Consider the following 21,224-nt stretch of genomic DNA (forward strand, 5'->3'; position numbering starts at 1 on the left):
AGGATTTCGACTGGAGGATTTTCTGGCTTGCTGCGGGAGCTGGCGTATGAAGAATGCCATGCGAAAACTTCCGCTCGTTGTTGAGCGAAACTATGGGGGCGGCGCGCCTGCCTTTTCACTTACCTCACGGACAACAGACCATGCTGAGCCGTAATCGATGGGAATGAAGTGATCGTCGCCCTGAAATTCTGCCTTCATTTCCGAGGTGAATGTGAAATTGAAAAAGCAACGCTTCATCTCAGTCACAAGCGATGGCGCAAGATTATGGGCATAGGCAAAGGAAGAGGTCGGAAACAGATCGCTCTCGTAGATCACGCGCAATGCTTCACGTTTGACCAACCCACGGTCAATCATGCGTTCCAGCACATCTGACGCGACAGCGGCCATATCATAATCACCGGCGACCACTCCAAGGATCGACTTGTCGTGTCCGCCAGACATGATCGGCGCGTAGTCCTGTCCCGGTGTCAGGCCTTCTTTGGGAAAGAGCGCACGTGGAGCAACATTTCCTGAGTTTGAGAACAGTGAGGCGTGCGCAATGCGCTTTCCTTTAAGATCGCTGAGCGTCTCATAGGGGGAATCGGCACGCACAACCGCAACCAACCGGTAGCCGCGCATCTGGTCGCCTGTGCCCTTGGCTGCGAAAGGTACCGCACCCGCCCGATTAACCGCTTCAGTTGTCGGGCCGGTTGAGAAGCCCGCAAAATGCAGTCGGCCCGAACGCATTGCCTCAATTTCGTCAGCGCTCGACTGAATTGGATAATAAACAATTTGCCGACCGAGGCAGGCTTCCAGATGCTGCGTGAAAGGCTTGAAAAGACGGGCATAAACTGCTGGGTCTTCGATAGGCGAATAGGCCCAGACAAGCGTCTGCGGATCACGCCATTGAGAAGAGTCTTTGGGGGCATCAGCAACAAGATCGCGGTTCTCATCACAATAACGCTCGTCCAGCGCACCGCGATAGGCGCAAGCAGCATCAACAGCATACGCATGAGCGATGCATAGTTGAAGGCCAAACAAGGCTATGCCAATACGACATGCCAAACCGCGCCAGAACATTTTTTCCTCCCCTGCGCACTTGCTATGTTACAAGCGCTACAGCCTCATCCAGTATTACCTCAGATACTAGCAATTCTAACTGTCAGAATCCTGTCGTCTCAAGAACATTGAAATTGAACACAACATGCGCATCCTTCTCGTAGAAGACACAATCGATATTGCGTTTGCTATTGCATCAAAGCTTGAGAAGGAAGGCTATGCCGTCACGACTGTCTATGACGGCGTACAAGGCGAAGAGTTGGCTGTGAACGGCTCATTTGATCTGGTTGTGCTCGACATCAACCTTCCTGGCCGCGATGGTTTTGCGATCCTGCGCAGTATGCGCGAACGTTCACTGTCCTGCCCCGTCCTTGTCATTACTGCCCGCAACCAGATTGCAGACAAGATCGATCTTTTGGAACTCGGTGCCGATGATTATCTGGTCAAACCTTTTGATCTCAGAGAACTCGTTGCCCGGATCAGGGCGGTCGCAAGGCGACACATGGGGGTCGCGCAACCGGTTTTGCGAATTGGCAAACTATCGATCAATTTGACCCAAAGATCAGTGATGGAAGGTGACCAGCCGCTCGACTTCGGACGGCGTGAGTTTGATGTTTTAGAAATGCTTGCAACTCGCGTTAACGTCACGGTGCCTAAGGATATGCTTGTGCTCAAGCTGTTCGGCCACGATGACACTGGAACACCCAACGCTATCGAATTGCTGATCTCACGCGTCAGAAAGAAACTGGAAAACAGCGACGTGGAAATCGTGACACAGCGTGGGGTTGGTTATCTCCTGCGTTCCAAGACAACCCAGCAATGATGGCCCAAGCAACAGCAAACAGAGAATATTCAATCCAGCGCCGTATTCTCATCGGCGGCGGCATGACTCTGCTCACTGTGACTGTTTTGCTATTTTTTCTGGGCCGCTGGTATGCACACCGCGCTGCCGATGAAGCCTTTGATCGTGTGCTTGGGGCAGCAGCACTTTCCATCGCCGACACAATTACATTGCAGGATGGCGCGCTTAGTGTCGATCTCCCCCATTCCGCCTTTGCCATTCTTGGCACATCGCGGCTCAACCGCATTTTTTATCGCGTCGTCGCGCCCGATGGCAGTCTGCTTACCGGCTCGCCCATTCTGGGGCTAGAGATTGAACATGGTAGCAATAGCCGACTTCGCCTGAGTGATAGTGTCTATCGCGGCGAAAAGGTACGGATTGCCGCTGTAGCTCGTTATCACAGTGACGCTAAAGGCGGCGGCTGGGTTGATGTTCTGGTCGGCGAAACCCGTGAGGCACGGCGGCAACTTACGCTGCAATTAAGCCTCAACACGATATTGCCTGCTTTTGGCGTCGCGCTGTTAGCCTTGGCCCTTATCTGGCTGGCAATCAGACTTGCATTTCGACCACTACGTACCGTTGAATCTGACCTTCGTCAGCGATCTTCATCAGATTTAAGTCCCGTTTCAGGCCCCATCCCCAAAGAAGTAAGTGCGCTTGTGTCTGCACTCAATGATTTCATGGATCGCCTGAATACCGTGCTTGCCGGGTTAAAACTTGTCACCGCCGATGCCGCTCATCAGATGCGCACGCCACTAACAGCATTACGCGCCTTGACGGAGTTGTCTCTGGAAGAAACCGACGAACGCCGGAAACAGGAAATCCTGACGCGTATCCACGCCAATTCCATCAGCGCCAGCTTGCTCGCCAATCAGCTTTTGTCTGAAGCAACAACCCTGCACAGTATTCAGTCGCGCAACCTCGAAATTCTCGATCTGCGTCAGGTCGCTCAGGAAGCAATTCGCAGATTGCGCGCTGAAGGAAGCTATCAGGATTTGCACGAGACGATCAGCCTCAATGCTCCCGATAACCCGCTTTATGTACACGGCGAAACAATCAGCCTTCGCGAGATGGTCCGCAACATCGTCGAAAACGCTCTTATCCATGCACCCGGTCCAATCGTTATCGATCTGCACGAGAAGAATGGCATGATCGAACTCTCCGTCCATGACAGGGGCCCCGGCCTCCCGCCTGAAATTAAAGAGAGTGCCTTTGAGCGCTTCGTCCGCGCGGATCAAACCAAACCCGGCTCCGGCCTTGGATTATCGATTGCAAAGATGGTCGCCGAAGCGCTTGGCGGACATATCGAATTGCGAGATCGACAGGGTGGCGGAACAAGTGTTGTCGTAACTCTGCCAACTGCACCCCTCGAAGGGTCAAACCCATGAGGCGCGCGATCATACACCTTTACGCCTTTCTGATGCTGATCGGGTCCTCATGGCACGAGTCGCACGCGCAGAATGACCCAGCGTCTCGGCCCGAATTCCGGATTGTTGGCGACATTGCCCCGGAAACACTCAAACCTGTGACAACCGGATTGGCCGAGCAATTACCCGGCATGAACATCGTCTATCGACAGATCAGACCAGGTGAATGGACATCGCGGCTTCTCGCAGGTGCAGATGAAGCAAGTGCGGCTGACCTCGTCATTCTTTCTACGCCCGACCTTGCCGTTCTCATCGCCAATGAGGGTGGAGCGCAGCAAAGAACCGCCATCGCTCGTAACACTGGATTGCCAGCGCAGGCGCACTGGCGAAATGAGCTTTTCAGCATTGGTTTTGATCCTGCCGTGAGCGTTGTCAGACGCAGCGCTCTGGACAATGAATTGCCTACGACGCGCATCGAACTGGCACGCTTGCTGGAACAAAACCTCTCACGTTTTCAGCGCCGCGTGGGGCTTGTAAACATCGGTATCGACAACGTCAGCTATACGCTGGCAGCGCAGGATTCTATACGGTCGCCACTGTTCTGGCGCATTGTTCGCGCCTTCGGTGTTTCTCAAGCGCGTATCTATGAAAATAGTGAAGACCTGTTGCAGGCGTTATCGTCCGGCCGGATCGATCTGGCCTATAACGTTCCGCTGTCGGACATCAGCAAGTGGCATTACGATCCGAAAGAGTTCGCCGTGATCATGCCACAGGATTACGTGGTCGCCCTGCCCTGGACAGCACTCATTCCTGACCGAAGCAAGCACTCTAACATTGCCGAGCAAGCCATCACACTCCTGCTTTCTCCAAGCGGTCAGGACATACTGGAAAAGACTGGTCTGGCATCCGAAGCAAGCCCCTCAGAATTGACCTCGCTCCAGCCAGTCGAGCTTGGGCCGGAACTTCTTGTCTATCTGGATGGACTGAAGCGCAGTCGCTTTCTGGATACGTGGTTTCAACTCATCGTTCATGAGTGATTGGCACTACCACTAGGCAATGGGGAAGCAGTGCGGGGTTCCATAGACAGGGTGCGGGACGACCAGAGCCTCTATCCCGAACACTGCTTTTACGAGTTTCGATGTCAGAAGCTGCGCGGGTGATCCCGCAGCATAAACACGGCCTTCGCTGATTGCGATCAGATGGTGTGCATATTGGGCAGCGTGATTTAGATCATGCACGACCATGACAATGGTGCGACCGCGTTCCTGATTAAGTTTTTTGAGAAGCTCAAGAACTTCAAGCTGATGGGCAATATCAAGATAGGTCGTTGGTTCATCGAGTAATAATAGCAGCGTTTCCTGAACCAATGCCATGGCGATCCAGGCGCGCTGTCGCTGACCGCCTGAAAGCTGATCGAGCTGTCGTTCCGCAAACTCGTTCAATCCGGTTGCAGCCAGTGCTTGCTCGACCAGATCTTCATCATGTTTTTTAAGAGGTGACAGAAAGCCTTTATGCGGATGACGTCCAAACCGGCATAGCTGCCGCACGGTCAAACCATCAGGCGAAACCGGATTCTGTGGCAAAAAAGCTAGCTGTTGTGCGACAGACTTGCTCGTCATCGACGAAAGTGGCTTGCCATCAAGATGTATAGCACCCTGTGTTGGCTGAATGAGGCGCGCAAGTGCACGTAGCAAGGTTGATTTCCCACAACCATTCGCACCCACAACGGCCGTGATCTGACCATCAGGAATGATTACATCAGCATCCTTCAGGACCTCAGCCTGAGCATAGCCAACGGTAATGTTGCGGGCATAAAGCCGTGAAGGGTGGATATCAGCCATTTCGGCTTGTCTCCTTGATAAGTAGAAAGAGGAGATAGGGCCCACCGACCACTGCCGCAACAATGCCTGCAGGTATTTCGTTTGGCAGAGCAATCACGCGCCCAATCAAATCCGCAAGACATAACGCCAAAGCGCCCAGCAACGCGCTGGCAGGAACCAGATAGCGACTGCGTGAGCCGACCAGCAGCCGACCGATATGTGGTGCAAGCAAACCAAGAAAGCCCATACTTCCGACCGCCGCGACCGCACCTGCAGAAAGCAGGACAGAAGTGAATACCAACCCACCGCGCAACATAGTCGGCGGCAAACCGATGCTGGTCAACGTATCGTCGCCAAAGCCGCTTGCGTCGAGTTTACTCGCAGCAAAAATTACCAGTGGAAGACAGGCAAAAAGCCAGATCGCCAGAATGGCAACGTCCTTTAAAGTCCGGCCATAAACGCTGCCTGCAAGCCAGATCATGGATTGATCAGCCCGCGTTGGAAATAAAACCATCATATATTGCATCAATGCGTGTGCCATCATTCCAGCGGCTACACCTATCAGAACCAACGCCGTAATACTGCCGCCGAACTGTCGCGCAATCAGGAAAAGCGTTGCCGCCCCCAGCAAGGCTCCAATAATCACACCAAGCGGAATGGCCCAGACGCTCCATGCGGGAGGTGCCAGCATCGCGGCACAGAATGCCCCTAACCCCGCCCATTTTGTAATGCCAACGACATCGGGTGAAGCCAGAGGATTGCGTAGCGCTCCCTGCAGGAATGCACCCGCCAAGCCAAATGCCCCGCCCGCTAAAATACTGACGCCGACACGCGGCAAGCGATACTGCATGACGATGAAGGCGTTCTTGCCACCGCTGATGGCTGTCAAGATATCGGCGAGGCTCAAACGCACAGCACCGGCCATGATGCTGAGAATAGAGGCCGCAACAAGCAGCACAAAAATGAGACTGCATGTCATGAATGCGCGCCGGTCAGCTTGGCGTTCCACAGCTGTCTTCATTTGAGCCGCCGGCCGTAAAGAATGACAAGGAATGCCGGTGCGCCAATCAGTGCCGTCACAATTCCGACTGGTACTTCGGCCGGAAATGCCAGAACGCGACCCAACAAATCCGATGCATTCAGCAATAGAGGACCAGCAATTGCCGACAGTGCAATGACGCTCGTCTGATCCGCACCGACCAGACGCCGCACTGCATGAGGTATGAGCAATCCGATAAAGCCAATGGGCCCGCTCACTGCCACCGCAGAACCTGCCAGAATAACAATGAGCAGCGCTGCAATCCCGCCGACCCGCTGGGCATTCTGTCCCAGCGAAGCGCCCGTATTCTGATCAAGTGCCAGAATGCCGAAATGGCGTGAGCCGAGTAGAGCAATGCACCCGCCTAAAAGCGAAAACGGCAGTATGATCCAAACCTTAGACCATTGGGCCGCATTGAGCGAACCCGCCAGCCAATAGACTATGTCTTGTGCAGAATTATTGGCGATCAGGATCGCCTGTACCAAAGCCGAGAGAACAAGCTGGATCGAAATACCCGCAAGCGCCAGTTTGATGTCACTCATCCGTCCTGAAACCGCCAGCATCCACATCGCAAAGCCGACAATTGCCGCACCAAGAAAAGCAGGCCAGACAGTTCCGCCACCACGAAATGACGGAAATGCGATGAGGCAGATCACAATGGCCAGCGATGCCCCGGCATTGATGCCGAATGTTTGTGGTGAGGCAAGTGGATTGCGCATCAGGGTCTGTATGAGCACACCTGCAACGGCCAGATTAGCGCCTACCAGCGTTGCAAGCACTGCACGCGGCAGACGTATATCCCAGACAAGCGCGCTTTGCGCCGAACCGTCGGGCTGAAACAACAGCTGTAAGGCACGACCTATCGAAAGATCGGAGACGCCGAAGGCAACGCTTGCAAGAAGTGTCAAACACAGAAAAGCAAACAGGATTACTCCAAGAAACACGGGATTAATCAAGCTCGACCTCTGCTTCTGCCCGGTCTCAATCGTCAAGACTGCTCACTTCCCGCCATAGACTTTGGCGAGCACTTCCTGAGCGAGCAGTTCCGCAATCTTTAACCCGCGGAAGCGCACAAATTGTGTGCGATCAATTTCAAACGCCACTTTGTTTTGAACGGCCGGAATATTGGTCCAGGCACTGTTGTCTTTCCACTGATCCACAACAGTGCCACCCGGATCGGCACCGATAAGTAAAATCTCTGGGCTCACAGCAATCAGGCGCTCAAGATTTGCACCACTCTCCACCGGCTTATCCGACTGGATGGCCGGTGGCAGCCCCATCGCTTTGAAGACAGAGCCTGTGAACGAAGACGATGTATGAAGACTAAGCGAATCCGGCGTCGCCACGGCAAGCAGAATGCGTCGCTGCTCATTGGTCGGAATCTGAGCGATAATTTTCGACATGATTTCCGTATGTCGCGCAATCGTTTCATCGCCCTTGGCACGCTCACCGAGCGCTTCTGCAATCGTGATAACCGAAGACTTGATGGTGTCGTAGTCACCTTCCCAGCTGTTGAGCACGATGGTCGGCGCAATCGAACTCAACTGCTGATAAACGGCAGAGTGTCTTGTCACATCCGCAATGATCAGATCCGGCGAGAGCGTACTGATCAACTCCAGATTGGGTTCAAGACGCGTACCGACCGATGCATAATCGATCTTTTTGCCAAGCAATTGCTCGACGCGTGCCGCCTGATTGTCGTCCGATATCCCAACAGGAACAACGCCCAATACATCAAGGGTCTGCAAAAACGAAAATTCAAGCGCAATGACACGCGTCGGCTTGCCCGTGATCTCAGTTGATCCGAGTTCATGTTTTATCGAGCGAACGTCATCATCGGCCAAAGCGGGATAAGAAGCAGTTCCCGCCGGCGCTATGATCATGCTCATGAACGCGACATTGAATTCGCGACGGTTGATGCCTGCCATATGATTTTCAGCTCTTAGAATGTAACCGATGCATTCACAAAGAATGTCCGTGGTTGACCGACGAATTTGCCGCCATTGTTGTCGGTCGCCCGCGTGAAATACTCTTTGTCAAAAAGATTCTTAACACCAAAGGCGAATTTTGGAGCGTATTTCATATCCTCGGGCTGATAAGCAACGCGAAGATTGACCAGCCCATAACCCGGAATATCGCCAAGACGGCCCGTTGCATCCTCTTCGGTCACATAGGTTGCGCCATCCGTTGCAGTCCCCGGGGAGCGCTGCTTGGATTGGGCAGTCACGTCAGCGTTGAACAACCAATCCTCGTAACGGTAGCTCGCACCGATCATTCCAGTGTGGCGAGAGTAGAACGGAAGATCCTTCCCCTTGAACGCACCTGCGCTATAGGTTGCCTGCGTGTAGGTATAATTGCCATAAATCGACAGGCCTTCAAGCGCTTGCGAAACTCCGCCAAGATCATAACGAGCCGCAGCTTCAATACCCTTGTGTTCGGTTGCACCAAGATTGGTCCAGATGCCCTCTCCAACAATCGTGCGGCCCAGATAAAGTTCCTTGTCAAAGTCGATGTAGAAGGCGGTAAACTCGGCACTCAGGCTATCGCCTTCGTAATGCGTCCCGACTTCATAGGTCTTCGCTTTTTCAGGCTGGAGACCTTCGGTTGTCGAAGCCAGCTGGCTATATTGCTGCGGGCCAAAAGACACGCCAGCATTTGCAAAGACACTCCAGACATCGTTGACCTGGTAGGCAACCGAAAGCGTTGGTAGTGCTTCTTTGGCATTCAGCTCTGGTGATTTCTGACCCGTCACGGTGCCGTTGCTGAAATCGGTCACTGTGTTGTTGGTGCTGATCATCTCATAACGAACACCCGGCGTGATCGTCCAGTTTCCATACTGGATCTTGTCATCGATATAGACAGCGTGTGCGGTCGATCCGCCGTCGCTCGTCTGATAGGTGTTCATGGGAAGCGCGTAAGGATTGACGCCCGATGCACGGTTATAGAATGCCGTTCGCGCTGCAACTTCCGAGCTTTCTTCGGAGAGATAGCGATACCCAACTGTGACTTCATGGTTTGTGTCACCCAGTTCAATCACACGCGAATAACGCGGCTCAATGCCGTAATATGAATAATCACGTGGTGCAGATGTCAGACGATAGCGTCCTGCGTTTACGCCTGTGCCCTGCTGCTCAACATGGCTGCCACGGAATGAACTGACGTAATAGCCAAGAATTTCGAGATTGTTGACGCCATCATTGTGCTGATAACGCAGAGAAATATCGTTACGGCGTCCGGTGAATTCATCATATCGGCGCGTTGACTGGAAAGGGTCGTCTACGAATTCAGCGGTTGTAAGCCCGCCCGGCATTTTACCCTTGCCAGTATAATGGTGATACTGAACGCTCAGCGTATCCGTGTCCGAGAGCTCATATTTGCCCTTCAGGATGAGGTCATCAATATCGGTGCGATCGTTGCTGTCGCGATAACCCGTGCCATGAATACCTGAATAAAGAAGAGCTGCGCCAAAACCGTCAGCATTGGTGCCACCGATCAGTACGCTAGGTGTTGCCTTAGTGCCGCCATTCATCTCCGCACCTGCCGAGAAACGCGCTGTGAAATCTTCTGGAATTGGGTGGGTGGCGAAATTGATGATGCCGCCAACATTCTGCGGACCATAGCGCACCGAGCCTGCACCACGGACGACGTCAATCGTCTCCACATTGCCCAAAGTCAGCGGAAACAGCGACAACTGCGGCTGTCCATAAGGCGCATATGACAGTGGGATACCGTCCATCAGAACCGTCGAGCGCGGCGACAGACGCGATGTCAAACCGCGAACACCGAGATTTAACGAAACATCGCTGCCGCCAGTGCCATTGCTTTCCTGCACCTGGACGCCGGGGATCTGATTGAGTGCGTCGCGAATATCCTGCGCGCCACGTTCCTCAAACTCTTTGCGGTCGACGATCGTTCGCGCACCCGGATGCTTGAGCATCTTTTCCTTGTTTGGCGTATCAAGCCAGTTTCCCACCACCGTAATGGCATCCAGCACAATTCCACTGCCCGCATCGACCTTTTGGCCACTATCGGTATCCTGAGCGAATGCATGGAAGGGAAGAACAGCAGCTGAAGTCAACAGGGCTGCTCTGGCGATATTGCGATAGCGAACCATCGAAGTTCCTCGAAGCGGAAAAAGGTTGCACGTGGCCACTGCAAAACGGCGTTTTGCATTTGGACATTGATTTTCGGAAGGAAACTGGAAGCGTTGCAGGTCAGACAAAATGCCCTGCTGTCATGACGTTATGTCAGGACAATATCTCAGGATAACGTTTCATCTGCTGCGCCTCAAAAACAGGAATTGGGTCACCGCCGATTGCGGCAATGTTGTGACTACTACATTACTGAAGTGAGAATTTCAATAAACATTACCATATTCCTCATCTTTTTTCGATGAGGGCAGGATTGCGATGTTAGAAAAAGCACCCGGCAGTGAACAGCCCAAGGGAGATCAACATAATTAGCTGATATTAAATAGTTTTCTCAAAACCAACAACGCGCCAGCGCAGATGATTTACGCCAGACGGCTTCGAAAATCAGCCAATTTCTTTTTTGTGTCTAGCGCTCGCTGTTGGTTTTTTGTCGCAATACTATAGGCCAAAGTCTCGGAAACGACGATGGCGCCAACAGTCCAGCTGGCAAGCCCTGTCGCAGAGCCGACACAGCACAAAACCGCAGCCACCTTGTCCTGATAAGCATCACGGAGCTGTACGCCGCAAACGAGGATAACGTGGCAGCCTATTGCCGCAAACTGATCAAGGATGAGCTTAAATTCTTTGGTTTCACGTGTTGCATGAAACAGCACAATCACATCGCCCGAACGCAAATCGATCAGCTCATTAGCAAGCGAAAAACCAGCCTCGCCACTGACCCGTGTTCGCAAACCAACACGGCTCAATGCTATGGAGCAATGCTTTGCTTCAACTTCGGAACGACCGATACCGATGCACCAAATGGTGTCAGCTTGCTCAAGCACCTGCATTGCCTGCGCAAGCGCATTGGCTTCCAGCTTTTCTTCGGTGGAGGTTACAATTTCGCGCGCCGTTTCAAAAACGCGCGTTTTGATGACCGATAGGTCATCGCCTGTGGCACGAAAGCGCTGCGAGAGGCGCTCCGTCGTTGGCTGCGTCTTGGCAATCGGGCGACTGCAAAGCCGCTTCAATTCCGGCAGGCCGCTAAACCCCAGACGCCGGGCAGCACGGATAACCGTCGCATCACTGGTTCCGCTCTTGGAAGCAATATCTTCAGCGTTCTGAAATATCATTTCTTCGACTGGCATCGACAACAAGTGCTCGATAACAGCCAACTCAGAACGGGTTAATTCTGATCGATGTTTCTCAAAGCGTTGTTTTAGTACCGAATCTTGAGAGGACGTGGTTAGCATTTCGGTCTCCAGTGATGTGCGTCGATACATCAAACTTTCTCAACCGAAAAGCATGCCTCTTTGAATATCAACCCGAAAGCACATTTGAAGCGGTGCGTTGCCCATCAACCTGGCTGGACGGCGCGCACTCGTACCGCCCTCTTCTCCCACGCGACAAGCACAAGGCTGGAGCAGACAATCAACACCGCTCCGAATGCAACATTTGATGCCGGAACTTCTGCCCAGATCGCATAACCGTAGAGGAATGCCCAGATAAGACCGGTGAACTCTGTTGGTGCAAGCGCCGAGGCTGGCGCATGACGGAAACCTTCATAAAGAAGATATTGTCCAACCGTTGCAACAAGACCAAGGCCAATCATCAAGACCCACGCTGATGCGTCGGGTGTCTTCCAGACCCATGGGAAGGAAACCGCGCAAGCGATACCAAACAGCAAACTCGTCGCCCACATCTGGGTCAAAGTTGTCTCGGTTCTGCTGACAAGGCGGATAAGGATCGTGCTCAAAGCCCAGCAAAAGCCTGCGACCACGCACATCGCAGCGGGTATCAGATGTGGCGAATGGGTCGGATTGGCGGCGATGAGTACGCCCACGAACCCTCCAAAACACGCAACCCAGCGCCCCACCCCAATCTTCTCTTTGAGAATGAAGATCGACAGGAACATCACCATAATCGGTGCTGAGAAATAGAGCGTCGTCAGTTCCGCAAGGCCGAGATGGCGAGCTGCATTATAAAAGAGCAGCCAGGCAAGCAGCATCAAACCAGCCCGCAGAACAAGCGTATTACGATATTTGCTTTTGAAGACGGAAGGATGACCAAGGCGCCAAGCAAGGCTACCGGTGATGATCACAATGACGAGGCTTCGCATGAAAAGAATTTGCGGAACCGCATAATCGGCAACGAGCCATTTGACGATGGCGTCTTGCAGAGCGAAGCAGGCGTAACCTGCGGAGGCGAGTGCAATCCCGAAGATCGGCTTCGACTCAGCGTTTCCAGAATCCATGATGACCTCACAGTGAAGCGAAGCCGCTATAGCTCACGGCGAGCCACTTGAGAAGGCTTGTTCTGAGGTGCGTTAGGCACCGACCATCTTGCAAAGGCATAACGCGAGGAGTAAGCAGTTCTCATTCAAACATGCAGCGAGATTATCCGGCAAACTTCAGCAATGGATTTGCGCGCGAGAACGCGTTGAACCAGTGGTCGGAGCACCCCTAAATCATGAACAAAAAAGCGGCTTTAGCCGTGGGCGGCAACGCTGTATTGGCTGGCATTCTTTTGATGCTGCTCGGCGATTTCATGTTCGCTTTGAACGACGCCATGGGCAAATGGCTTGTGGCGAGTTTTTCAGTCGGTCAAGTTTTGTTGATCCGCTCCTTTGGCGCGTTCTTTGTGCTCGGCCCGATGTTGTCACGACAGCCAGTCACGGCACTGTTTCAAGTACAACAGCCTTCGCTGCAGCTGGCACGCGTCGTTTTGGCAACTGCTGATACCGCCTTGTTCTACGCGGCCGTTACATTCCTCCCCTTGGCCGACGTCATGACCTTCTACATGGCCGGACCAATCTATGTTGCAGCACTCTCCCATTTCCTGCTTGGTGAACATATCGGCTGGCGGCGTTGGCTTGCCGTCTTCATCGGCTTCATCGGCGTCATCATCGCTCTGCGCCCCTCTTCGGCGATGCTCTCATGGCCGTCAGTGTTCGGTCTTCTCGGTAGTATTTCTTTTGCTATGACTCTTGTGCTTGGCCGCGTGCTGCGTTCGACGCCGGATGCAACGCTGGTGACGTGGCAGACATTGGGCTGTCTTGTTGTTGGCGCAGTCCTCAGCATTGGGCATTGGACCCCGTTCACCACAGGCGAGTTGCTGGCCTTGCTACTGCTCGGGATCGTTGCTTGTCTTGCACATTTGCTGATCACCCGCGCACTCAAGCTTGCCCCGGCATCTGTACTGGCACCGTTGCAATATACGCTGTTACTTTGGGCGATCATTTTCGGATGGATGTTTTTCAACGACTTGCCCGATCAGCAAACCCTCATCGGAGCCGCCATCATCGTGCTTGCCGGACTGTTCATATTCCATCGCGACAAGATCAAAAAGGTCACGCCGTTGGTGCCAAATGATGCCAGCCACGGCTAATCGGTGGGCTTGCTAATTCGCCGTCGTATCGACCCGAACCACGACAGACATGCCGGGTGCCAGCAGATCGGCATCCGGCTGGCCGTTATCTATGGCTATGCGTACGGACAATCGCTGGGTAATCTTGGTGAAATTGCCGGTGGCATTATCGGATTTGATAACGCTGAATTCCGATCCAGCTGCTGGCGCAAATGCCTCCAAGTGGCCCCTTAGTTCGGCATGACGCAGCGCATCAACCGTAAAGGTCACAGGCTGACCAACCTTCATGCCGTAAAGCTGGGTTTCTTTGAAGTTTGCAATAACCCATTTGGTGTTGGGCACCAGCGAGACAAGCTGAGTGCCCGCCGTCACATATTGTCCGAGACGAACACCAACTTCGCCCAGCTTACCATCACGCGGGGCAATGATCCTGGTATTCTGAAGATCTATCTTTGCAAGTTCTACCGTAGCTTCCGCGCTGGCGATATCGGCGTTAAGGCTCTCACGATTAACGATAATGGATTGAAGATCTTGCTTTGCGACAGCCAGAGCGGCTTCGGCTTCCGCAACTGTTGCCTGCGCCTGAAGCAGAGTGCCATGCGCAGTATCTGCGGAACTTTGCGTCGTTACACCACGAGGCAGCAAGGCTTCAACACGCTTGGCATTGGCCTGCGCAACTTCCAAAGCAGCATTAGCGCCTGAAATCTGTGCCTGCCGCGACTGAATTGTTGCTTCAGCGGAACGTTGGCTTTGCTGTGAATTGGCCAGCGCCGCCTTCTTGGTAGCAAGCGATGCCTCTGCCTGATCCAGCTTTTGCTGGTAGCTTCGGCTGTCGATCTCAAACAGAAGCTGCCCCTGCTTGACCACCTGATAATCGTTCGCATCGACCTTGGTTACATAGCCTGCGACTTGTGGGCTGATGATTGTTACCTGTCCACGGACATAGGCATTATCCGTCGTCTCGACACTGTGCTTGAATGGCGGCAATTGCCACGCCCAAAGGACCATCAAAACGCCTGCAAGGCCGATGATAAGGGCGAAGCCGCCGCGAATATATTGTTTTCCAACTGACATGTTCAAACACTCGTCGATTAAATTAACTTGCCGTCACTTCTGGATGGCGGCGGATTTGCATATTTTCAAAAAGTCGATAGGCGATCAGACATCCGAGCGAGAAAACCGCAATGACTGAAATCGCAAGAAATGCATCATTGTAAGACAGCACCGTTGCTTCGCGTGTGACCTGCTGACCGAGAAGAACCAGCCCTTCGGCCTTGGTCAGCCCCTGATCGGCGAGGACCTTTGAATAGCTGCCTGAAAGCGCCTGAACACGCTGCGCAACCACCGGATTAGACATCACGAGCTGTTCGACCAGATGAGCCGAATGGTGCTTCTCGCGGATCGAAATGAATGTGCTGAACACCGCTGAGCCAATCAGACCACCAATATTCTGCGTGAACAGGAAGATGACGATGAAGCTCGTCATGTAAGTTGGCCCCTGCTTCATCGCCTTGCTGATGCCTGTCAGCATAGCCGGAGGCAGAAACAATGCGCCACCAAAAGCAATCAATGCCTGACTGAGATAGGCATTGTGTGGCCGTGTCAGATTGGTCGCATGGCTATCCATAAATGCGCCAATTGCGATGAAGATCAACGCCAGTCCGAAGATGGTCGAGACGCGCTCAAGGCTCATCCACATGCCACACACAAGGCCACCCGCCAGCGATGCAGCAAGGATGATAAGATAAAGCCCCTGACTTTGGCCATCCTGCAGGCCAAATGCCTGAAACAGCCCCACAGCACCTGTTGTCTGCTCGGCCAGTACAATGCGAAACACGAACAAGATCAGTGTGAAGCGCAGAATTTCCGGCGAAAATAACCAATGGAGGTTCATCAGCGGCTGTTCGCGATTAATTTCAATCGCCACAGCACAGGCAAGAGCTGCGATGGAAATGGCTAGGCAGACGCCAATCCAAGGCGCTTCGAACCACCAATAATTTTTGCCCTGAACGAGAATGACAGCCAGAAGACCGAAGCCGATGGCAATCAATCCATAGGCGACAAAATCCAACCAATGCAGCACTTTTGCGCTTGGAACCTGCGTCATCGGTAAAACGTACACCACAGAAAAGGCGGCAAGCGACAGACCGATTTCGACCATATAAAGCTGCTGCCATTGCCCGATATCAAACAACATCGGCGAAATCACACGCGCGAACGGACCTGCCGCCGCAGAACAGGTGAGCGCAAGACTTAGACCCCAGGTCATCTTCTTTGCAGGCGGAAAGGCCTCGAGCATATAGAGAAAGCCGATGGTCGAAACGGGAGCGGCAGCAGCGCCAGCGATGAACCGGATTGGAATGGCCGACCAGATATCATAGACCAGCAAATGTAGAAGTGATGACGCGAGAAAGATTGCGATAGCAATTTCAGCAAAACGACGAAGCCCAAACTGTGTGCGTATCTTGACCAGCAAAATGGTGAGGCTCGCATAGGGCGCCATATAGGCCGCAATCAGCCACGAGGTTTCGGTCAATGTCGCGCCGAGCGAACCCTGTATCTGCTGCGTGTTGGCCGAAATGAAATACATGCTCAGGCCACGTGTCGACCACATGAGGACCGACGCTGCAATATAGATTGCAGACATATAAACCGGCATATGCGGAACCGCGGGCGCTGCAGCCTGCGCCGTGGAAGGTGGCTCGTTCGTTGCTGTCGGTTTATCGTCGCTTCTGTCCGACATCGCGCATCACTTGGCTTTTTCAGTCAGCGCCGTTTCAACGGTCTGGCTGATTTCGTGAAGAACGGAGAGTGCGGTTTCAAGTGACTTCTGGTCGATCCGTTGCAAGAGTTCTGCACGGATAGCTTGAGTGACATCCTGAAGCTGCTTGACCTGTGCCTGTGCTTCATCCGTGAGCTCGATGCGCTTGGCGCGCCGATCCCCTTCTACTGCAGCACGATAAATAAGCCCCTGCTTTTCCAAACCATCGAGCAGACGAACCACAGACGGGTGCTCGATTTCGAGTGCATCTGCCAGTTCACGTTGGTTCCAATCTCTTTGTTCCGCAAGAAGCAGAAGCACACGGGCACGCGCAAGTGTCAGGCCCCGCTCACGCACGCGGGAGTCGAAAAGGTTGCGCATTTTCCGGGCTGCCGTGGAAAGGCCCATCGTGAATGCGGCTTCGAGTTCTTGCTTGGCCTGAGACATTGTATAGCTATCTATAATATAAGTAGCTACATATATAGCGTGTAATTGGGTAAAATCAAAGCACCTCTAATTTTCCCCTTACTAAAGAATGAGTTAGGTCAGAAAATCGTATATTTATTCGAGTTACGGGAATAAAATAGGCCTTCCGATTGTCTTACGTCATATCGCATCTCGCGATTGGAAACTCGTGTGAGGTAATCATGAAAACCGCAACGTTTATGTCTGTTCTTGCAATTGCGGCGGTGGCGGCATCTTCCGTATTGGCCGCCCCCGCAGTCAAGACAATGGACAGCTCCAAAGGCTCGGTACTAACGGGCGCAAAAAGCATGACGCTCTACACTTTTGACAAAGACAGCAAAGGCATGTCGAGCTGCTATGATACTTGTGCAACCAACTGGCCGCCATTTATGGCAGCAAAAGGCGACAAAGCTTCTGGCGTATATACTCTTGTGAAGCGTAAGGATGGTAGCGAGCAATGGGCGAAAGACGGAATGCCGCTTTACTACTGGATAAAGGACAAAAAGGCCGGCGACGTCACTGGAGATGGCGTTAATGGAGTCTGGCACGTCGCAAAGCCATGAGGCTGATGTGACCCGCCCCACTCCCGACAGTTTTGAGGGCCAGCTTCTGGCCCTCCTGCCGATCATGCGGCGCTATTCGCGTAGTCTTGCAAAATCCGATGCCGAGGGCGAGGATTTGCTGCAGGACTGCGTGACCAAAGCGCTATCTCGGCGCGGCCAATGGCGTGGCCTCAATCTGCGTGGGTGGATACTCACGATCATGACCAATCTTTATCGAAACAGATATAAAAGCAAAGCGCGCACCCAGTATGAAACGCTGGACGCAGCCGAGAACATAAGCGCCGCCATCACGGACGAAGATCCATTTCAATTGCAGCAACTTGAAGTGGCAATCAACAGTCTGTCAGAAGATAATCGCGCAGTCTTGATGTTGGTTGTTGTCGAGGGGTACAGCTATGGCGAGGCAGCGGGGATACTTAAAATCCCCGTTGGCACGGTCATGTCGCGCCTTTCGCGTGCACGGCAACGCCTTGGGGAACACATGAACGGCGCAAATGTCGTAACGCTTCGGAGAAACAAATGACGCAACGCAACTCTCCGATAAGTGAAGTGGAACTCCTTAGTTTCGTGGATGATCAATTGTCCGACGACGAAAGAGCCCGTATCGCCAAAGCTCTTGAGAACAACCCCGAACAGGCCGCATTGGTTGAGGAATGGCGCAAACAGAACGAGGGCATCAGACAGCTATTTGGCGGTTATGCGCTCGAAAAAACCAGTGATGTCGGACTGATCCGCTCAACGACCAAACAACACAATTGGCAATATCGCGGGGCAATTGCCGCATCTATCCTGACCGCCTTGGCCATCGGTTGTATTGGCGGCTTTATGGGCTCTCGCCTCTATGACGAGCCAAGACAGATTGCAAATGTGGAAACCCTGCCGGAACAGGCACAGGCCGCTTACCTTGTCTATGCAAGCGAAGTGCGCCATCCGGTCGAAGTCTTCTCCGAGGAAGAGGCACATCTGGCAACATGGCTCGGGAAAAGGCTTGATATTCCCGACTTTAAAGTTCCTGATCTCAACGCGCTTGGCTTTCAGCTTGTCGGCGGCCGACTTCTGCCTGTCGATAGCAAACCCGGGGCGTTCTTCATGTATGAAGATGCGACCGGAAAACGTCTTTCAGTTATTGTCGGCCGAAATCCCGAAAATCGTGACACGAGCTTCCGTTTTGCCTCAAACGATGGGGTGGAAACCTTCTACTGGATCGACGGCGAACTCGGTTACGCAGTAAGCGGAGAAATATCGCGCGATCAGCTGCGGCAGATCGCTGAAGAGTGTTATCGTCAGTTCCCAGGCTGAAATAATAAAGACAAGTAACTATAATAGACGTTCTCTAAAGACAGGCCTCCGAAAAAGGCTATAGCGTGCAGACTGACAGAACGCACGCAAACAAAAGAACTATGGGGAACCCGTGTGCTTAAATTCCAGAACTCTGTTCTTGAGCTGATCGCAAGGGGTAAGCCTCTGAAGCAGACGCTTATGCGGCTGTGTCTTGAAATGGAGACGCTGATCGCAGATGCCAGTGCGATGGTTTGTTCTGTCGATAGCGCAGGCATGATGCATTTGCTTGCAGCACCCAGCATCCCCGACAGTTATAGCGACGTGCTTGACGGAACCGTTGTCGGACCAGAAGTAGGCTCTTGCGGAAGCGCGATTTATCATAACGCTCCCATTAGTGTTGACGACATCGAGAATGATCCGAAATGGGCAACATACAAAAAATGCGTGCTGCCATTTGGTTTGCTCGCGTGCAGTTCAGTGCCGGTGCACAACGAAGCGGGAGATGTAGTCGGCGCGCTGGCCGTCTATTTTCACAAAAAACACATGCCCTCGGCTTACGAAAGAGAAGTCATCGATACAGGTGCAACTCTCTGTAATCTCGCGATGGCGCGCGAAATGCGCATTCTCAATTATGAGCGCCGGGCGACTGTTGACGAGCAGACAGCGCTTCCCAATCGCGCCGCCTTCGACGACGCCCTTTCACAATTGCGCTGTGAATTGGCGGGTAGTTGGGCGTTGTTTGTCATCGATATCGACAATCTGAAGGTCACAAACGATACCTTTGGCCATGAAGTCGGCGATTTTCTGATTAACACCATCGCAAGCCGCATTTCAGCATCAATGGCACCAGACATCACCTTCCGTACTGGCGGTGACGAGTTTACAGTCGTCATCCAGAGCCATAACGCGCTTTATGACCTTGACCAGACTGCAGAACTGATTTTCAGTGCACTCTCCTCGCCCGTCGAATTTGACGGCCAGACAATCCTGCCCCGCGTGACAATCGGCGGCGCAGTTCTCGCTGCGCAAGACACACAACCGCTGATCGTACGACGCAATGCTGATTTTGCGCTCTATCACGCCAAAGAAAATGCGCGCGGCGGGTTTGTGCGTTATCAGCCCAATGTCGACACGCGCATCGTCCATCGACGCAATTCAATACGGGAAGTGCGTGAAGCACTCGATGAAAAGCGCATCACCGCCCATTATCAGCCTTTGATGCGGCTCGATACGAGAGAAGTTATCGGCTTTGAAGCACTGAGCCGCATGACCACAAAGTCTGGCGACATACTGCCAGCGTCGGTATTTCAGGAGTCGTTCTCGGATGTGCATATCGCATCCGAGATAACACAATATATGCTCACGATCGTCGCGCAGGACATACGGCGCTGGCTCGACATGGGACTGCCAGTTCAGCATGTCGGTGTAAACGTCACGGCGGCCGACTTCTATGTGGGCGATCTTGCGGCCTTCATTTCAAAGACCTTTGGTCGCTACGATGTGCCACTCAGCCATCTTATTATCGAAGTGACAGAAAACGCCTATATCGGCCAACGAGATGATGTTGTCGCATCGGGCATTCGAAACCTCCGTTTGCTAGGCGTCCGCATCGCGCTTGACGATTTTGGCACAGGCTTTGCCGCTTTGGCTCATCTCCTCACCGTTCCCGTCGATATCATTAAAATCGATAAGTCGTTTGTGTGCAGGCTCGCGCCGGGCGACCCGAGTGTGGCGATTGTGAAAGGCATTGTGCAGATCGCTGGCGACCTGAAAATCAAGCTGGTCGCAGAGGGTGTAGAGACCATGGCTCTCGCCGAAACGCTCCAGCAGATGGGGTGCCAGTTGGGTCAGGGTTATGCTTTTTCAAAAGCTGTCAATTACGATAAAGCCACCACATTGCTGCTCGAACGCGGCCAATATGTTGAGCGCCATCCAATTGCGGAACCGAGACCTTTAAAAGCAATAAACTGAAGCCTCTTACCCTGCTGTGTGATCCAATTTCAGAAAGCCTTCGTATGAGGCTTCATGAATACAAACGTTTCCTTCGGCTCACAGACGTGGCACAAGAAAGCACAGCGCAATTTGCAGCTTCTGGCATTGCCACGTTTGAGCATACGGGATTCAATAGGGATGAACGAACGGACTGCTTCTGAAAATCAGCCCTCTCTGGAGGAATTGATGCTGGGGGGGTGCGGATAAAAACTTGGACTGGTTTTACGTCACAATGCCAAGACTGTTTCGATATTCGATTGGGCTTCGAGCGCCAAGTGATATCTTGATCCGCTTCTCGTTGTACCATCGAATGTAGTCATCGACTTCCTTGATAAACTGCTCAAGTGTGGTGGTCTTCCAATCACGGGGGTAGAAGAGCTCTGTTTTCAGTCTTCCGAAGAAGCCTTCGCATGCAGCGTTATCTGGGGAACAAGCCTTGCGGGACATTGAGCGCACCAGCTTCGCATCACTGATCCTCGATAGCCAACCCGGCCAGCGATAATGTGCACCGCGATCAGAATGCACTATTGGCCGTTTATCTGCGTCGGTCACAGTTTCTAT

Annotated in this window: 20 protein-coding genes; 8 read left to right on the forward strand and 12 right to left on the reverse strand. The window is 52.9% G+C overall.

Annotated elements, in window-relative coordinates; translation table 11 throughout:
- Nucleotides 1–90 precede the first annotated feature (90 nt).
- Nucleotides 91–1,059: a phosphate/phosphite/phosphonate ABC transporter substrate-binding protein gene (gene phnD / locus OIV19_RS16835; protein ID WP_264232341.1), complete on the reverse strand. Its 969-nt coding sequence runs from the start codon at nucleotides 1,057–1,059 to the stop codon at nucleotides 91–93.
- A gap of 124 nt (nucleotides 1,060–1,183) precedes the next feature.
- Between phnD and OIV19_RS16840 the strand changes: the two genes are divergently transcribed.
- Genes OIV19_RS16840 through OIV19_RS16850 form a run of 3 tightly spaced genes read left to right on the forward strand, consistent with a single transcriptional unit; the run spans nucleotide 1,184 to nucleotide 4,283 of the window.
- A complete protein-coding gene (locus OIV19_RS16840; protein ID WP_264232342.1) occupies nucleotides 1,184–1,861 on the forward strand; it encodes a response regulator transcription factor in 678 nt (225 codons plus the stop codon).
- Entirely contained in the window at nucleotides 1,858–3,267 is a 1,410-nt protein-coding gene (locus OIV19_RS16845; protein ID WP_235901795.1) for a sensor histidine kinase N-terminal domain-containing protein, read from the forward strand. The genes OIV19_RS16840 and OIV19_RS16845 overlap by 4 nt, the downstream gene beginning before the upstream one ends.
- Nucleotides 3,264–4,283 (forward strand): substrate-binding domain-containing protein, encoded by a 1,020-nt coding sequence (locus OIV19_RS16850; RefSeq protein ID WP_264232343.1) that lies wholly within the window; start codon nucleotides 3,264–3,266, stop codon nucleotides 4,281–4,283. Before OIV19_RS16845 ends, OIV19_RS16850 begins: the two co-directional genes overlap by 4 nt.
- Nucleotides 4,284–4,295: 12 nt before the next feature.
- On the opposite strand, the gene OIV19_RS16855 is transcribed toward OIV19_RS16850, so the two are convergent.
- The 7 genes from OIV19_RS16855 to OIV19_RS16885 all read right to left on the reverse strand — a co-directional run bounded on the left by OIV19_RS16855 (nucleotide 4,296) and on the right by OIV19_RS16885 (nucleotide 12,489).
- A complete protein-coding gene (locus tag OIV19_RS16855; protein ID WP_264232344.1) occupies nucleotides 4,296–5,087 on the reverse strand; it encodes an ABC transporter ATP-binding protein in 792 nt (263 codons plus the stop codon).
- Complete coding sequence (locus OIV19_RS16860; RefSeq protein ID WP_264232345.1) at nucleotides 5,080–6,087, reverse strand: iron ABC transporter permease; 1,008 nt, start codon at nucleotides 6,085–6,087, stop codon at nucleotides 5,080–5,082. The genes OIV19_RS16855 and OIV19_RS16860 overlap by 8 nt, the downstream gene beginning before the upstream one ends.
- Nucleotides 6,084–7,097: an iron ABC transporter permease gene (locus OIV19_RS16865; protein WP_264232346.1), complete on the reverse strand. Its 1,014-nt coding sequence runs from the start codon at nucleotides 7,095–7,097 to the stop codon at nucleotides 6,084–6,086. Before OIV19_RS16865 ends, OIV19_RS16860 begins: the two co-directional genes overlap by 4 nt.
- A gap of 6 nt (nucleotides 7,098–7,103) precedes the next feature.
- The gene (locus tag OIV19_RS16870; RefSeq protein WP_264232347.1) at nucleotides 7,104–8,033 is read right to left on the reverse strand and encodes an ABC transporter substrate-binding protein; all 930 of its coding nucleotides are present in this window, start codon (nucleotides 8,031–8,033) and stop codon (nucleotides 7,104–7,106) included.
- 14 nt (nucleotides 8,034–8,047) lie between these two features.
- The gene (locus OIV19_RS16875) at nucleotides 8,048–10,219 is read right to left on the reverse strand and encodes a TonB-dependent siderophore receptor (RefSeq protein WP_264232348.1); all 2,172 of its coding nucleotides are present in this window, start codon (nucleotides 10,217–10,219) and stop codon (nucleotides 8,048–8,050) included.
- A gap of 399 nt (nucleotides 10,220–10,618) precedes the next feature.
- Nucleotides 10,619–11,518: a MurR/RpiR family transcriptional regulator gene (locus tag OIV19_RS16880; RefSeq protein WP_319637606.1), complete on the reverse strand. Its 900-nt coding sequence runs from the start codon at nucleotides 11,516–11,518 to the stop codon at nucleotides 10,619–10,621.
- Nucleotides 11,519–11,592: 74 nt separating this feature from the next.
- A complete protein-coding gene (locus OIV19_RS16885) occupies nucleotides 11,593–12,489 on the reverse strand; it encodes a DMT family transporter (protein ID WP_264232350.1) in 897 nt (298 codons plus the stop codon).
- 215 nt (nucleotides 12,490–12,704) lie between these two features.
- On the opposite strand from OIV19_RS16885, the gene OIV19_RS16890 reads away from it, so the two are divergent.
- Nucleotides 12,705–13,622, forward strand: coding sequence for a DMT family transporter (locus OIV19_RS16890; protein WP_264232351.1), 918 nt, complete (start codon nucleotides 12,705–12,707; stop codon nucleotides 13,620–13,622).
- Nucleotides 13,623–13,634: 12 nt separating this feature from the next.
- On the opposite strand, the gene OIV19_RS16895 is transcribed toward OIV19_RS16890, so the two are convergent.
- The 3 genes from OIV19_RS16895 to OIV19_RS16905 are packed head-to-tail and all read right to left on the reverse strand — an operon-like array spanning nucleotide 13,635 to nucleotide 16,809.
- Nucleotides 13,635–14,675: an HlyD family secretion protein gene (locus tag OIV19_RS16895; RefSeq protein ID WP_264232352.1), complete on the reverse strand. Its 1,041-nt coding sequence runs from the start codon at nucleotides 14,673–14,675 to the stop codon at nucleotides 13,635–13,637.
- Between the two features lie 22 nt (nucleotides 14,676–14,697).
- The gene (locus OIV19_RS16900; RefSeq protein WP_498831059.1) at nucleotides 14,698–16,344 is read right to left on the reverse strand and encodes an MFS transporter; all 1,647 of its coding nucleotides are present in this window, start codon (nucleotides 16,342–16,344) and stop codon (nucleotides 14,698–14,700) included.
- A gap of 6 nt (nucleotides 16,345–16,350) precedes the next feature.
- Complete coding sequence (locus tag OIV19_RS16905) at nucleotides 16,351–16,809, reverse strand: MarR family winged helix-turn-helix transcriptional regulator (protein ID WP_264232353.1); 459 nt, start codon at nucleotides 16,807–16,809, stop codon at nucleotides 16,351–16,353.
- Nucleotides 16,810–17,009: 200 nt separating this feature from the next.
- On the opposite strand from OIV19_RS16905, the gene OIV19_RS16910 reads away from it, so the two are divergent.
- The 4 genes from OIV19_RS16910 (at nucleotide 17,010) to OIV19_RS16925 (ending at nucleotide 20,642) form a co-directional block, all read left to right on the forward strand.
- A complete protein-coding gene (locus tag OIV19_RS16910) occupies nucleotides 17,010–17,390 on the forward strand; it encodes a COG4315 family predicted lipoprotein (RefSeq protein WP_264232354.1) in 381 nt (126 codons plus the stop codon).
- Nucleotides 17,362–17,913 (forward strand): RNA polymerase sigma factor, encoded by a 552-nt coding sequence (locus OIV19_RS16915; RefSeq protein WP_151092721.1) that lies wholly within the window; start codon nucleotides 17,362–17,364, stop codon nucleotides 17,911–17,913. Before OIV19_RS16910 ends, OIV19_RS16915 begins: the two co-directional genes overlap by 29 nt.
- Complete coding sequence (locus OIV19_RS16920) at nucleotides 17,910–18,689, forward strand: anti-sigma factor family protein (protein ID WP_264232355.1); 780 nt, start codon at nucleotides 17,910–17,912, stop codon at nucleotides 18,687–18,689. Before OIV19_RS16915 ends, OIV19_RS16920 begins: the two co-directional genes overlap by 4 nt.
- A 114-nt stretch (nucleotides 18,690–18,803) precedes the next feature.
- On the forward strand, nucleotides 18,804–20,642 hold the full coding sequence (locus OIV19_RS16925; protein ID WP_024900205.1) for a sensor domain-containing phosphodiesterase: 1,839 nt from the start codon (nucleotides 18,804–18,806) through the stop codon (nucleotides 20,640–20,642).
- Nucleotides 20,643–20,885: 243 nt separating this feature from the next.
- Here OIV19_RS16925 and OIV19_RS16930 read toward each other — a convergent pair.
- Nucleotides 20,886–21,224, reverse strand: a 339-nt coding sequence (locus OIV19_RS16930; protein WP_264232356.1) for an IS3 family transposase, incomplete at its 5' end; no start/stop codon positions are given.

Origin of the sequence: Brucella sp. HL-2 (assembly GCF_025846885.2) — a bacterium.
Classification (GTDB): domain Bacteria; phylum Pseudomonadota; class Alphaproteobacteria; order Rhizobiales; family Rhizobiaceae; genus Brucella; species Brucella quorumnocens.

Excerpts from the sequence above, each read along its gene's own strand:
- phnD (WP_264232341.1), bottom strand. The coding sequence starts at position 1,059 with ATGTTCTGGCGCGGTTTGGCATGTCGTATTGGCATAGCCTTGTTTGGC.
- OIV19_RS16905 (WP_264232353.1), bottom strand. The coding sequence starts at position 16,809 with ATGTCTCAGGCCAAGCAAGAACTCGAAGCCGCATTCACGATGGGCCTT.
- OIV19_RS16915 (WP_151092721.1), top strand. The coding sequence starts at position 17,362 with ATGGAGTCTGGCACGTCGCAAAGCCATGAGGCTGATGTGACCCGCCCC.
- OIV19_RS16890 (WP_264232351.1), top strand. The coding sequence starts at position 12,705 with ATGAACAAAAAAGCGGCTTTAGCCGTGGGCGGCAACGCTGTATTGGCT.
- OIV19_RS16850 (WP_264232343.1), top strand. The coding sequence starts at position 3,264 with ATGAGGCGCGCGATCATACACCTTTACGCCTTTCTGATGCTGATCGGG.
- OIV19_RS16870 (WP_264232347.1), bottom strand. The coding sequence starts at position 8,033 with ATGGCAGGCATCAACCGTCGCGAATTCAATGTCGCGTTCATGAGCATG.
- OIV19_RS16880 (WP_319637606.1), bottom strand. The coding sequence starts at position 11,518 with ATGTATCGACGCACATCACTGGAGACCGAAATGCTAACCACGTCCTCT.
- OIV19_RS16855 (WP_264232344.1), bottom strand. The coding sequence starts at position 5,087 with ATGGCTGATATCCACCCTTCACGGCTTTATGCCCGCAACATTACCGTT.
- OIV19_RS16860 (WP_264232345.1), bottom strand. The coding sequence starts at position 6,087 with ATGAAGACAGCTGTGGAACGCCAAGCTGACCGGCGCGCATTCATGACA.
- OIV19_RS16895 (WP_264232352.1), bottom strand. The coding sequence starts at position 14,675 with ATGTCAGTTGGAAAACAATATATTCGCGGCGGCTTCGCCCTTATCATC.
- OIV19_RS16910 (WP_264232354.1), top strand. The coding sequence starts at position 17,010 with ATGAAAACCGCAACGTTTATGTCTGTTCTTGCAATTGCGGCGGTGGCG.
- OIV19_RS16875 (WP_264232348.1), bottom strand. The coding sequence starts at position 10,219 with ATGGTTCGCTATCGCAATATCGCCAGAGCAGCCCTGTTGACTTCAGCT.
- OIV19_RS16845 (WP_235901795.1), top strand. The coding sequence starts at position 1,858 with ATGATGGCCCAAGCAACAGCAAACAGAGAATATTCAATCCAGCGCCGT.
- OIV19_RS16885 (WP_264232350.1), bottom strand. The coding sequence starts at position 12,489 with ATGGATTCTGGAAACGCTGAGTCGAAGCCGATCTTCGGGATTGCACTC.
- OIV19_RS16900 (WP_498831059.1), bottom strand. The coding sequence starts at position 16,344 with ATGTCGGACAGAAGCGACGATAAACCGACAGCAACGAACGAGCCACCT.
- OIV19_RS16840 (WP_264232342.1), top strand. The coding sequence starts at position 1,184 with ATGCGCATCCTTCTCGTAGAAGACACAATCGATATTGCGTTTGCTATT.
- OIV19_RS16920 (WP_264232355.1), top strand. The coding sequence starts at position 17,910 with ATGACGCAACGCAACTCTCCGATAAGTGAAGTGGAACTCCTTAGTTTC.